The sequence below is a fragment of the Streptomyces sp. NPDC036813 genome, assembly GCF_055609245.1.
The window spans coordinates 236,194-248,240 of sequence record NZ_JBVJPV010000015.1 but is presented as its reverse complement, the minus strand read 5'-3'; the positions used below and the strand labels follow the sequence as shown (position 1 = coordinate 248,240).

Sequence of the window (12,047 nt, the reverse complement as noted above, 5' to 3'; positions counted from 1 at the left end):
GAACGGACCTATCCAGGAGGGCTCCGACGCCGTGATCACACCAGCCACGGCAAGATCATCTCACCTCTGGCCAGCAGTTACGGGACAACCTCTAGTACGCGATGGTGCGCAGGTCAGGCGGGGACGATGTTCTCGGCCGTCGGGCCCTTCTGGCCCTGACCGACGTCGAACGTCACCTTCTGGCCCTCCTGCAGCTCGCGGAAGCCCTGGGTGGCGATGTTCGAGTAGTGGGCGAAGACGTCCGCGCCGCCGCCGTCCTGCTCGATGAAGCCGAAGCCCTTTTCCGCGTTGAACCACTTGACAGTACCGGTCGCCATTTTTTTCTCCTTCGGGACGGTGTTCGAAGCCGCCCTGCGCGGCTCCGGTCGCCGTGATGATCACCCCGCAGGAAAAAAACTCCCGGCAACCACAACTGCAACTGACGTCGACACTACCATGCCGCAATCGCCCCCGCAGGGAAAAAAATAATTCCCCTCCGTGCGCCGATACGGGAATATTTCGCGTCTTCCAAGCCCGCGGCAGCAGTCCCCTTTCCCGGGCGCGCCGATCCCCGAGCGGCCCGATCCCGGCGCTCTCCCCCGTCACCAGGGCGGTCTGCGGCGGATCCCGGAACCGGCCTTCGCGTGTCCGCGCGGTCCGCGTCGTCACCGTGCCGAGGGCCGCGTGGCGGGCTGGAACCGGAAGGAGACGGCCTCCATCAGCGGCTTGCGCCGGGTCTTCTGAACGGCGGCGATCCGCCACCGGCCGTCGCCGTCGCGCACGACCGTGTAGGTGGCGAGCTTGCCGAGCCGCTTCGGCCGCCCCTTGCCGACGTCGCCGCGGGTGACGACGACCGCGGTGCCGGTCCCGTAGAAGCGGATGTCGGTGATGTCCAGGGTCAGCCGGGTGCCCTTGAGGAACGCGTCGAAGAGGGCCTGGTGGGCGCGGCCGATCTCCTCGCCGCCGTGGTAGACGGTGCCCACGAAGGTGACGTCGGTCGCGTCGTCGGTGAAGCACCGGCCGTATGCGCCTCCGTCACCGCGACTCCATGCCGCGCTGCTCTCGTCGAGAAGGGAACGGATCGCGGCGACATCGCTGTCGCGGGAGGGCTGGAGGGGCTCGACAGGGGTAGGGGTCGTCACTTCTCTGCCTCCGGTTCGTGGATGTGCAGGACGTGGTAGCTTCACGATAGAAGTATCTTCTCCGAAGATGTCTCTTCTCTTAGGAAGAGATTAGGGAAAGGAAGGAACCGTGTCAACGCCGTCGATGCGATCCGATGCGAGCGAGGTCTACCGCCGGTACCTGAGCGCCGTGATGCTGCACGGGCACGCCGGCGCCAGGGCGTGCGACCTGGGTGCCACCGACCTCTACGCGCTGAACATCCTTCAGCTGTCGGGCCCGATGTCCCCCGGCCGGCTGGCCGAACGCACCGGCCTGACGACCGGTCCCACGACCCGCCTGATCGACAGACTGGAACAGGCCGGCTACGTCCGCCGCGTCCCCGACCCCGGCGACCGCCGCAAGGTCGTCGTCGAACCGGTGGGCGAACCGGCCGACCTCGACCGCGTCATGGCCCCGGCACGCCAGAAGATCGGCGAGATCCTCCGCGGCTACGACCCGGAACAACTGGCCGTGCTCTTCGACTACTTCACCCGGTCCACCGCGGCTTACCAGGCGGCGGCGGAAGAACTGCGCACGACCCGCCCGGGCGACTGAGCCCCCGGTCGAAAAAGGCATGGGCGGCCCGAGGAACGAGCTGCTAGCTTGCGGTTGACCGTGACTGCGCCGAAGGAGGTGACACCCATGAACGCTGTATCGAGGTGGGTGCTCCCCCTTTCCGTCACGGTGTGCGACTGACCCGGGTGTCGTCGGGAGCGCCTCCCCCACAAGGCACTCCTGGAAGGCGAACACCTATGAACACTGTGACGATCACGCGGGTCGACCAGGCGCGATGGGAGGCAGTGGCGGACGACCGTGTCGTCGGCCACGGCGATGTCTCGCACCGGCCCGACGGGCGGCTCTTCCTCAGCATCGACGTATGGCAGGACCCGGTCTTCGACCAGCTCGCCGCCGTGATGCTGGCCGACCTCCCCGAGCCGCTCCACACCGTGGTCGGCGAGGACGACCACGAGCTGAGGTCCCGCTGGGAGCGGCTCGGTTTCACCGTCGGACGCCGTGAGCGGGAGTACGTCCTGCCCACCGACGGGCGCGACACCGGACTCGGCGCGCGGCGACCGGCGCCGGATGTGACGATCCTGCCCGCCGGCGAGGCCGACGAGAGCCTGCTGCGCACGCTGGACCGCGCAGTCCGCGAGGAGGTCGAGGCCACCGTCGGCTGGCACACCATGCCGGCCGAGGTGCTGCCCTGCCCGGCCGGGTCCCTGCCGGTGGACCCGTCGAAGCACGCCGTGGCGGTCCGCGACGGTGAGTACGTCGGCCTGGTCCGCGTCGTGCGGGTGCGCCGCCGGGCGCGGATCGGACTGATCGCGATCCGGGCGGCCGAGCGCGGGCACGGCATCGGGCGGACACTGCTGGCCCACGCGCTGGACGCGTTGCACCGGGACGGGACCGACTCCGCCTGGGCCGAGGTGGACGAATCCAACGCCGCAGCGATCGCGCTGGCCGAGGGCGCCGGCGCCCGGCGTTCGGGCGGCTGCCTGGAGCTGGTGCGCCGATGACGCAGACGAAGGGCGTGGAAGTCGAGGGCACCGTCCTCGAATGCCTGCGCAACGCCACTTTCAGGGTGGAACTGGAGAACGGGCATCGCGTGCTCGCGCACATCAGCGGGAAGATCCGGAAGCATCACATCAAGATCCTCCCGTTCGACCGCGTGCTCCTGGCCCTCAGCCCGTACGACCTGACCCGCGGCCGGATCGTCTACCGCTACCGGAGCTGAGCGGCGCCGCACCCGGACGACGGGCCGGGGCTCAGCCGGAGCCTGAGCCGGAGCCGGAGCCGGGACCGCCCGCCGATTCGCCGGCGGCGCGGCGGTACTCGGCGTTGATGCGCTGCGCGTCCTCGAGCTGGTCCTCGAGGATGACGATGCGGCACGCGGCCTCGATCGGCGTCCCCTTGTCGACGAGCTCCCGGGCGCGCGCGGCGATCCGCAGCTGATAGCGGGAGTACCGGCGATGTCCTCCCTCCGAGCGGAGCGGAGTGATCAGACGAGCCTCCCCGATGGCCCGCAGGAAGGCCGGGGTGGTACCGAGCATCTCGGCTGCCCGGCCCATCGTGTACGCGGGATAGTCGTCGTCGTCCAGACGATCGTTCAGTGGGTTGTCCGATGTCATGTCACCTCGCTGTGCAACGCGTCGAGGGGCCCTGATGCCGTACGGCACCAGGGCCCCAAGGGAAATTCAACACCATCCGTCGCCACTGCCGGTGAGCCGACCTTCTGTTTCCGCTGCCCGGGCCGAGTGCGCCCCGTTGCCCGGCCGGCGGTTTGCGCAGGGACGGGGACACAGCGATGGGGGCCCTGCCGACGCGCGTCGGCAGGGCCCCCACCGGGATCCCGAGGGCGGTTTCCCGCCCGTACTCACATGGCCACGGGGCCGGCACCGCCGAGCAGGGCCGACGCGAGCCGGACCTCGGCGCCACCGCTCACGGCCACCGCCTCCGCGCGGTCGTGGCAGGTGAAGCCGAGGCGCGTCATGGCCCGGACGACTTCACCGGCGGTGAAATCACGCGGGTCCTGTCGTGTGATGACCTGGCCCACCTGCTTGACGGGGTAGCGACGGCGGCCGATGGTCACGGACTCACCCGTGACGAGCCCGGGCCTGACGCCCTTCATCGAGGCCAGCACCCCGGTCCTGGTCAGGTCGAACGGGTACCGGGCGATGACACAGCGCATGATGCCTCACAGGGGAGAGGTCGCGGGGAGGGTTCGCGGGGGACAGCTCGCACAGAAGTCGCCGGGGGAAGTCGCGGGGCGAAGGGGAACGGGCGGCGAGGCGGATCAGCGCGAGAGGGCGAGGACGCCCGGCATCCGGCCGTACTCACCGACGGCACCCGTGCGGCAGCCCGGTGAGGGCAGCGGTCCGTCGAGGACGTCGCGCAGACGGATGCGGTCCGTGTACGCGGAGCTGTCCCGGAGACCGGCGAGCCGGACCAGGGTGATCAGTCCCGTGCTCTGGTCGTCCTCGTCGCACACGGTCAGGTACTCGACCCGGGCACCCGCCATGACGGCCAGGGCCACCTCGACGGTCATGTCGTCCGACACCCGAGGCCCATGCCTCTCGGTGTCGCCGGCCACGGTCACGGCGGAGGAATCCGGCATACGGTCGTGCGTCCGCGCTGACGTCAAGAGTGTCTCCTTCGGTGAGGGCTGGTCGGCTCGATGGGCCCGGGCGACCCCGGAGACCACTGCGGCTCCGGGAGGCCACGGGGCTCCAGGGAGGCCACGGGGCTCCAGGGGGGTCACGCCGGCTCCGGGGAGGTCACGGGGCCCCCGGAGCGCTGCCGGACTACGCGGCCGAGTCGTTCCCGGGCCGCCGCTGCGCCCTGCGGCGTACCCCCGCGCCGACGGGTCGCCCCTGGCTGGTGTGGCCCCGACGGCCCCGGGACGACGACGCGCGGCGGGGACGCTCCACGGCGGGCACGGTGATGACCACGGGGATGCCCGAGGGCGCCTGGGCGCCGGTGATGCGGCTCAGTTCCGCCTCGCCCGAGCGCACCGGGGTGATGCGCGGGGTGATGCCCGCCGAAGCCATCAGCCGGCTCATGCCACGGCGCTGGCCGGGGGTGACGAGGGTGACGACGCTTCCGGACTCCCCGGCACGGGCGGTGCGGCCGCCGCGGTGCAGGTAGTCCTTGTGGTCGCTCGGCGGATCGACGTTGACGACGAGGTCGAGGTCGTCGACGTGGATGCCGCGGGCGGCGACGTTGGTCGCCACCAGCACGGTGACGTGACCGTCCTTGAACTGGGCCAGGGTCCGGGTGCGCTGCGGCTGGGAGCGGCCCCCGTGCAGGGCCGCGGCGCGTACACCGCTGTCCAGGAGGTGCTTGGTCAGCCGGTCCACGGCGTGCTTGGTGTCCAGGAACATGATGACCCGGCCGTCGCGGGCCGCGATCTCGGTGGTCGTGCGGTGCTTGTCCGCGTCGTGCACGTGGAGCACGTGGTGCTCCATCGTGGTGACGGCGCCGGCCGAGGGGTCGACGGAGTGGACCACCGGGTCGGTGAGGTAGCGGCGGACCAGCAGGTCGACGTTGCGGTCGAGGGTGGCGGAGAACAGCAGCCGCTGGCCGTCGGGGCGTACCTGGTCGAGCAGGGCGGTGACCTGGGGCATGAAGCCCATGTCGGTCATCTGGTCGGCCTCGTCGAGAACCGTGATGGCGACGTCGTCGAGGCGGCAGTCACCGCGGTCGATGAGGTCCTTGAGCCGGCCGGGCGTGGCGACGACGACTTCCGCGCCGGCTCGCAGCGCCCCGGCCTGCCGGCCGATGGACATGCCGCCGACCACGGTGGCGAGCCGCAGGCTCACTGAGCGGGCGTAGGGAGCGAGCGCGTCGGTGACCTGCTGGGCCAGCTCACGCGTGGGGACGAGGACCAGTGCGAGTGGCCGCCGCGGCTCGGCGCGCCGGCCCGCCGTGCGGGCCAGTACCGCCAGGCCGAAGGCGAGGGTCTTGCCCGAGCCGGTGCGGCCGCGGCCGAGGACGTCACGGCCGGCCAGCGAGTTCGGCAGGGTCGCCGCCTGGATCGGGAACGGCACGCTCACGCCTTCGTGGCCGAGCGTGGCCAGCAACGGCGCCGGCATGTCGAGATCGGCGAACGACTCGACGGCGGGCAACGCGGGAGTGATCGTCTTCGGCAGCGCGAAATCGCCCCGCGCGGGCTGCCGGTTTCCGTATCCGCCTGAGCGGCGCGGCGCGCCGGAGCGGCTCGGGGCGCCACTTCCTCCGAAGCGGTCGGATGTGCGATTGGTGCGTGTACGAGTCGTACCTGTGCGGTTCATGCGGAACCTTCCTCGATGCGGGCGCGTATCAAGGAGTTTCCGCAGCAGAATGATGAGCGCAGAGAATCGCGAGAACGGGCCGAAAAAGCAGGGTCGAACAACCTCGGTCGGACAAACCTCGGTCGTACAGAATTTGGTCGTACAAACCTCGGTCGTATCACCCTGGAAAAAAAGCGAGCTGGGGCCCGCACCCCAAGGTGCGGGCCCCAGCTGCGACGTTGTGCGCCGGTGCGTCAGGCGGGAACGATGTTCTCGGCCGTCGGGCCCTTCTGGCCCTGCGCGATGTCGAACGACACCTTCTGGCCTTCGAGCAGCTCGCGGAAGCCCTGGGTGGCGATGTTCGAGTAGTGGGCGAAGACGTCGGGGCCGCCGCCGTCCTGCTCGATGAAGCCGAAGCCCTTTTCCGCGTTGAACCACTTCACGGTGCCAGTAGCCATTGTGTTTCTCCTTCGGGAACGGTGTCAGGAATGCACCCTGTGCGCATTCCGTGTCGCCGTGATGATCAGCCGTCGGAAAAACCGTCTGGCAACCACACCTGCAACTGATGACGACAGTAGCACGTGGACGTCGGCCCTGCGTGGTGGACAAATCCGTGCCGCTCTGTGGTGGCAGGAATAGTTGTGGTGCGTCGCATCGATTTCTCACGTCGCGACTACAGATATTGATTCGCCGGGGTGCAGTGTTGCCGTCGGCCGTTTCCGCGCACACCGCTGTGACCTAGTACGAAGGCCCGTACCCGGCCGCCACCGGCATCGGCGGGCGGGGAACCGGTGAGGGCCGCCGGACCACCGGCAGGGAGACGAAGGCCACACGCGCACCAGGCGCCGGGCCGGGAGGCGGTCCCTGGGGCACGAGGCGGGAGAGCCCCCGAGCCGCCAGTACGACGCAGGCCACCGCCAGCGGCAGCTCCGCGCCGAAGGCCATCGCCACCGAGGACACCCGATCCGCGCCCGGCGCCGCCGTCATCGTGTCGAACCAGGCGTCGGCCACCAGCAGCGTCGCGGTGGCGGTCGCCGTGAGCGGGTGCATGCGGTGGCCGCGGCCGGCCAGCAGCCCCGTGGTGATCAGCCCCAGGGCCTCCAGGGCATCCAGCCCGATCCAGACGAGAGGCCGGTGTGCGGGCCCCGTGACGCCGGGCAGGCCGTCGGCCAGAACGACCAGCCAGGGCAGCAGGCCCAGCCCGCAGACGACCAGGACGTGCTCCGTCCGCCACCGGCGGCGCGTCCTGCCGCCGGTGGCGGACCGGCGCGCGGCATCCTGCGGTCGACGGTCACTCGGCGCGCTCATGGGGTCGGCCTCCTCGCGTTCTCGGCTCTTGCTCACGGCTTCAAGCCTGTGCAGCGCGGCGGTCGCCGTCAGTAACGCGTGTGCCCGTTCCGTGGTGGCACCAGGTGCACCCCCGGAGCGGACACCTACGCCATGGATCACTCCCGACCTCGGCACATACCGTCTCCCCATGCCTGCAACTGCCCGTCTGCGGCGCGTGATCCTGCGGCCGTTCCGAGGAGCCGGACGCCTGGTCGCGTTTCTCGCCACAGGCGTCCTGATCCAGCTCGGGGTGCTGTTCGTGCTGGCGCTGCCCTGGATGCTCTTCGTGCCGGTCGCGATGTGGGCCGTCCTGCTCGCGGTCTTCGTCCCGTTGGCCGCTGTAGCGCTGGCCGGGCCGCTCATGACCGCGGCGCAGCACGGCCGTTTCCGGACCCGGCTCGGTGTGGACATCCCCTCCCCCCACGCGGGGCGCCGGCCCGGGCCGCTCGCGTGGATCCGCAGCCCGGCGGGACGGCGCCAGCTCATGTACCACCTGCTGGACGGGCCGCTCCTGGCGCTCGCGGCGGCCCTCGTCCTCCTGTTGTGGATCGCGGCCGGTGCGGCCGTCTCGGTCTACGGGTGGCTCTGGCTGGTGCCCCTCGACTGGCGCGTCGATCACCCCGGCTACAACACCTGGGCGGCCTGTCTCACCGTGGCGGGCATGGCTCTGCTGTACGCGGCGGCATGGATGTCGGGGGCCCTCGCTCGGCTCGACACCCGCATCGCGACCGTCCTGCTCGGGCCCAGCCGCGAGGAGCAGTTGGCACGCCGGGTCGATGACCTGACCGAAAGCAGGGCGGGCCTGGTGGACGCCGTCGACGCCGAACGGCGCCGTATCGAGCGCGACCTGCACGACGGCGCTCAGCAGAGGCTGGTCTCCCTGGCGGTCAACCTGGGGCTGGCCAGGGCGACGCTCGGCGACCTGCCCGAGGACGCCCGCCGCGTGATCGACGAGGCGCACCGGGAGGCGAAGGAGGCGATAGAGGAGCTGAGCGGTCTGGTGCGCGGGCTGCACCCGGCCGTTCTGGAGGACCGCGGCCTGGACGCCGCGATCTCGGGCGTCGCGGGCAGGGCACCCATTCCGGTCCGGGTGACGGTGGACCTGCCGTCGCGTCCCTCGCCCACGATCGAGGCCGTCGCCTACTTCGTCGTCTCCGAAGCGCTGACGAACGTGGTGAAGCACGCCGAGGCGTCCAGGGCCGAGGTCACCGTGGAACGGTTCGGGCCGACGCTGCTGGTCGTCATCAGCGACGACGGTGTGGGCGGCGCCGATCCGGCCGGCGGGAGCGGGTTGACGGGGCTGGCCAAGCGGGTCGCCGCGGTGGATGGCACCCTGTCCGTCGACAGCCCCGTCGGGGGGCCGACCGTGATGACCGTGGAGCTGCCGTGCGCGCCGTGATCGCCGAGGATTCCGTGCTGCTGCGGATCGGCGTGGTCAAGGTCCTGGAGATGGCCGGGTTCGAGGTGGTCGCCGAAGCCGGGGACGCCGAGGCGTTGTTGTCGGCGGTCGAGGAACACCGACCGGACATCGCGGTCGTGGACGTCCGTATGCCTCCCGGCTTCACGGACGAGGGCGTACGGGCGGCGCTGGTCATCAAACGCCAGTCGCCGACGACAGCGGTCCTGCTGCTCTCGCAGTACGTCGAGGAACGCTACGCGGCCGACCTGCTGTCCTCGCACACTTCGGGGATCGGCTACCTCCTCAAACAACGGGTGGCGGACGTCGAGGAGTTCGCCGACGCGCTGCGCCGGGTGGCGGCCGGCGGCACCGTCCTCGACCCCCAGGTCGTCTCCCAGTTGCTGGTGCGCCGCCACAGCGATCCGCTGGACCGGCTCACCCCCCGGGAACGCGAGGTACTGGAGCTGATGGCGAGCGGCCGCTCCAACGCCGGAACGGCCGAGGCGCTGGTGATCAGCGAGAGCGCGGTGGCCAAACACATCAACAGCATCTTCACCAAGCTCGACCTGCCGAAAGCGGACGCGGACCACCGAAGGGTCCTCGCGGTACTCCGCTTCCTGGGCGTGTCCTGACGCTCCTGCGGAACGGCACGGACGGCTGCCCACAGGCAACCGGGTCCGGGGCGTGCCGGTAGCCGGGGTCAGTCAGGGGTTGACAAGATCCTGACATGCAGTTCGATGATCCTGGCAGTCTGAACGACGTGTGCCGCCGGCGGCTCGGTGAGAGGGCCGGTCGGCAGTTCGCTGCCATGGCACGCCGCGGCTTTCGGCTGATCCGCTCAACCGATGAGGCCCAGGCAACCGGTCGGTGTCGGCTCGGGGGTCCTGCCGTCCTCGCGCCGGAGACTCTCTGGCCCGAACACCACGGTGTTCCGCTGTCCCTGCACGCCGTGCTGGACACGGATGCCCTCGCCGGCTGGCTGGGCACGGAACTGCCCGTACGGCCTGGGCTGCTCAACTTCTTCTACCTGGATCCGGACGTGCCGTACGAGGAGTACCGCGAACTGGACCTCTCCGGATCCGGGATGTGTCGTGTCATCCCCGCCGACCCGGCACGGGCAGTCATGGTGACGGCCCCCCGACCAGCGAGAAGTTACGCCGCGACGCCGGTCCACGCGGCTGAGGTGACCATGCTCCCGGACTGCTGGGACGTCGAGGACGACGACGTGGAGTTCGACCGGGACCAGCACTGGGGAGCGGCATCGCTGATCCTCAGCGAGATGGGAGATCTCGATGGAAACACCGCTGGCAGTCACTGTGCCTTCGGATGGCCGGACACCTCGCACACGCTGCAGGTGTCGTCCCGCGACGCCGACGGCGCGGCCGTCCATCTGCTCCAGCTCGCCGAGGACACGGAGCTCGGATGGGGTTGGGGTGACGCCGGAACGTTGTATTTCACGATCCCGGCCAAGGCACTCGCCGCCGGCGACTTCCGCGAGGCAGCGGCACAGGTCCTCTGCTGTTGACGCGCACAGCAGAAGATCGTTGCGGGTCGGGAGCGCTGATCTTCGTAACGACGGCGCTCCCGGTACGAATCCGGCCCGCGGCGAGTGATGACCGAGGACAGCAAAAAGGCCCGGGCCTTCGACCTGGGCCTTCTTCATGGAGCGGGTGACGAGAATCGAACTCGCGCTCTCAGCTTGGGAAGCTGATGTTCTACCATTAAACTACACCCGCGTAAGTTGCCGACGGCCTCCCGAGTCGGGTGGTGTCGGAACCGTCGCCCACTGTACCTCATGCCAGGCCCCCGGTGTTCATGGACGGGGGCCTGCGTGTGTTCGTGGGGGCGGGGTATGCGGCTGCGGGGGACCGGAGTTGGGGCGTACGGTGGAGGCGTGCCGGAGGGGCTGCGCGGGGTCGGAGTGCCGCCTGGAGGGCCGTCCCTTTCATCCCGTAATGTGTGGCCTCGTCGTCAGGGCAGTCCAGCCCGACGCGGCTCTTTGGGGAAGGGACTTCAGGACTTGATGGAGCGCACCCTCGTCCGTTGTGCCGACGGGCACGTGTTCACCGCCGCTTCGTTCCCGATGCAGCAGGCCGAGCGACTCGGTCCCGGACGCCTCGTCCGGTGTCCCCGGTGTGCCCGGCTCCGCAGCGTGGTGCCGGTCACCCTCGTCGAGAAGCGGTAGCGGAGACAGGCGGCAGCGGAGACAAGCGGCAGCGGCCGGAGGCCGTAGCGGAACCGCGGGAGAGATCGTCGTCGGCGTGCGGGACCCTCACGATTGGGGGGCTCCGCACGCCTTGCGTATCCTCGCTACGTGCTTCTCTCAGACAAGGACATCCGGGCCGAGATCGATGCCGGGCGGGTCCGCATCGATCCCTACGACACAGACATGGTGCAGCCGTCGAGCATCGACGTCCGGCTGGACCGTTATTTCCGGGTGTTCGAGAACCACCGGTACCCGCACATCGACCCCGCCGTCGAGCAGGCCGACCTGACCCGGCTGGTCGAGCCCGAGGGCGACGAGCCGTTCATCCTGCATCCCGGTGAGTTCGTGCTGGCCAGCACGTACGAGGTGATCACCCTCCCGGACGACATCGCCTCCCGGCTCGAGGGGAAGAGCTCGCTCGGGCGGCTCGGGCTCGTCACCCACTCCACCGCCGGGTTCATCGACCCCGGCTTCTCCGGGCACGTCACGCTGGAGCTGTCCAACCTCGCCACCCTGCCGATCAAGCTGTGGCCGGGGATGAAGATCGGCCAGCTGTGCATGTTCCGGCTCAGCTCGCCCGCCGAGTTCCCCTACGGGGCCGAGCGGTACGGATCGCGCTACCAGGGGCAGCGCGGCCCCACCGCCTCCCGGTCCTACCTCAACTTCCATCGGACGCAGGTGTGAGCGCGAGCATGAGTGACGTGCGTGAGAATCTGACCTACGAACTGTTCGGCAAGGCCGTGCGCGAGCTCGCGCAGACCATCGCCGACGACGGCTACCGGCCCGATGTGGTGCTGAGCATCGCCCGGGGCGGCGTCTTCGTCGCCGGCGGTCTCGCCTACGCCCTCGACTGCAAGAACATCCACCTGGTCAACGTGGAGTTCTACACCGGCGTCGGCACCACCCTCGAGATGCCCGTCATGCTCGCCCCGGTGCCGAACGCGATCGACTTCACCGACAAGAAGGTGCTGATCGCGGACGACGTCGCCGACACCGGCAAGACGCTCAAGCTCGTCCATGACTTCTGCCTCGACCATGTCGCCGAGGTCCGCTCCGCGGTCATCTACGAGAAGCCGCAGTCCCTCGTGAAGTGCGAGTACGTCTGGAAGCGCACCGACGACTGGATCAACTTCCCGTGGAGCGTCGAGCCGCCCGTCGTGAAGCGCGAGGGTCAGGTCCTCGACGCCTGACCCCCGTCACACGC

Annotated in this window: 16 protein-coding genes and 1 tRNA gene; 8 read left to right on the top strand and 9 right to left on the bottom strand. The window is 69.9% G+C overall.

The features are described 5' to 3' along the window. Positions 1-113 precede the first annotated feature (113 nt). Positions 114-317 (bottom strand): cold-shock protein, encoded by a 204-nt coding sequence (locus ACZ67Q_RS29240; protein ID WP_361634830.1) that lies wholly within the window; start codon positions 315-317, stop codon positions 114-116. A gap of 327 nt (positions 318-644) precedes the next feature. Beyond that, positions 645-1,121, bottom strand: a complete 477-nt coding sequence (locus ACZ67Q_RS29235) for an SgcJ/EcaC family oxidoreductase (RefSeq protein ID WP_471188086.1) — start codon at positions 1,119-1,121, stop codon at positions 645-647. A gap of 124 nt (positions 1,122-1,245) precedes the next feature. Between ACZ67Q_RS29235 and ACZ67Q_RS29230 the strand changes: the two genes are divergently transcribed. From ACZ67Q_RS29230 to infA, 3 genes are all read left to right on the top strand, one after another. Further along, entirely contained in the window at positions 1,246-1,695 is a 450-nt protein-coding gene (locus ACZ67Q_RS29230) for a MarR family winged helix-turn-helix transcriptional regulator (protein ID WP_471188083.1), read from the top strand. Between the two features lie 197 nt (positions 1,696-1,892). Then, on the top strand, positions 1,893-2,657 hold the full coding sequence (locus tag ACZ67Q_RS29225; RefSeq protein WP_471188080.1) for a GNAT family N-acetyltransferase: 765 nt from the start codon (positions 1,893-1,895) through the stop codon (positions 2,655-2,657). Beyond that, entirely contained in the window at positions 2,654-2,875 is a 222-nt protein-coding gene (gene infA / locus ACZ67Q_RS29220) for a translation initiation factor IF-1 (RefSeq protein WP_471188077.1), read from the top strand. Before ACZ67Q_RS29225 ends, infA begins: the two co-directional genes overlap by 4 nt. Before the next feature lie 31 nt (positions 2,876-2,906). Here the strand turns inward: infA and ACZ67Q_RS29215 are convergent, their stop codons facing one another. The 6 genes from ACZ67Q_RS29215 to ACZ67Q_RS29190 all read right to left on the bottom strand — a co-directional run bounded on the left by ACZ67Q_RS29215 (position 2,907) and on the right by ACZ67Q_RS29190 (position 7,253). Then, positions 2,907-3,269 carry a MerR family transcriptional regulator gene (locus tag ACZ67Q_RS29215; protein ID WP_471188075.1) on the bottom strand — a complete coding sequence of 121 codons (363 nt, stop codon included), beginning with the start codon at positions 3,267-3,269 and terminating at the stop codon, positions 2,907-2,909. Positions 3,270-3,514: 245 nt separating this feature from the next. After that, positions 3,515-3,829 carry an SCO5918 family protein gene (locus ACZ67Q_RS29210; protein ID WP_471188072.1) on the bottom strand — a complete coding sequence of 105 codons (315 nt, stop codon included), beginning with the start codon at positions 3,827-3,829 and terminating at the stop codon, positions 3,515-3,517. Positions 3,830-3,934: 105 nt separating this feature from the next. After that, entirely contained in the window at positions 3,935-4,255 is a 321-nt protein-coding gene (locus ACZ67Q_RS29205) for a CBS domain-containing protein (protein ID WP_471188108.1), read from the bottom strand. 187 nt (positions 4,256-4,442) lie between these two features. Further along, positions 4,443-5,930 (bottom strand): DEAD/DEAH box helicase, encoded by a 1,488-nt coding sequence (locus ACZ67Q_RS29200; protein ID WP_471188069.1) that lies wholly within the window; start codon positions 5,928-5,930, stop codon positions 4,443-4,445. Between the two features lie 233 nt (positions 5,931-6,163). Further along, on the bottom strand, positions 6,164-6,367 hold the full coding sequence (locus ACZ67Q_RS29195) for a cold-shock protein (protein ID WP_030648194.1): 204 nt from the start codon (positions 6,365-6,367) through the stop codon (positions 6,164-6,166). Positions 6,368-6,647: 280 nt separating this feature from the next. Continuing rightward, positions 6,648-7,253, bottom strand: a complete 606-nt coding sequence (locus ACZ67Q_RS29190) for a hypothetical protein (protein ID WP_471188066.1) — start codon at positions 7,251-7,253, stop codon at positions 6,648-6,650. Between the two features lie 133 nt (positions 7,254-7,386). Between ACZ67Q_RS29190 and ACZ67Q_RS29185 the strand changes: the two genes are divergently transcribed. The 3 genes from ACZ67Q_RS29185 to ACZ67Q_RS29175 all read left to right on the top strand — a co-directional run bounded on the left by ACZ67Q_RS29185 (position 7,387) and on the right by ACZ67Q_RS29175 (position 10,162). Beyond that, the gene (locus ACZ67Q_RS29185; RefSeq protein ID WP_471188063.1) at positions 7,387-8,637 is read left to right on the top strand and encodes a sensor histidine kinase; all 1,251 of its coding nucleotides are present in this window, start codon (positions 7,387-7,389) and stop codon (positions 8,635-8,637) included. Then, positions 8,625-9,269: a response regulator transcription factor gene (locus tag ACZ67Q_RS29180; RefSeq protein ID WP_471188061.1), complete on the top strand. Its 645-nt coding sequence runs from the start codon at positions 8,625-8,627 to the stop codon at positions 9,267-9,269. Before ACZ67Q_RS29185 ends, ACZ67Q_RS29180 begins: the two co-directional genes overlap by 13 nt. 95 nt (positions 9,270-9,364) lie before the next feature. Continuing rightward, on the top strand, positions 9,365-10,162 hold the full coding sequence (locus tag ACZ67Q_RS29175; protein WP_471188058.1) for a DUF1963 domain-containing protein: 798 nt from the start codon (positions 9,365-9,367) through the stop codon (positions 10,160-10,162). A 137-nt stretch (positions 10,163-10,299) separates the two neighbouring features. Here the strand turns inward: ACZ67Q_RS29175 and ACZ67Q_RS29170 are convergent. Beyond that, positions 10,300-10,373: transfer RNA gene (locus tag ACZ67Q_RS29170), tRNA-Gly, on the bottom strand. A gap of 578 nt (positions 10,374-10,951) precedes the next feature. Here ACZ67Q_RS29170 and dcd point away from each other — a divergent pair. After that, positions 10,952-11,527 carry a dCTP deaminase gene (dcd, locus tag ACZ67Q_RS29165; protein ID WP_471188056.1) on the top strand — a complete coding sequence of 192 codons (576 nt, stop codon included), beginning with the start codon at positions 10,952-10,954 and terminating at the stop codon, positions 11,525-11,527. Positions 11,528-11,535: 8 nt separating this feature from the next. Further along, the gene (locus ACZ67Q_RS29160; protein WP_361634785.1) at positions 11,536-12,033 is read left to right on the top strand and encodes a phosphoribosyltransferase; all 498 of its coding nucleotides are present in this window, start codon (positions 11,536-11,538) and stop codon (positions 12,031-12,033) included. Positions 12,034-12,047 lie beyond the last annotated feature (14 nt).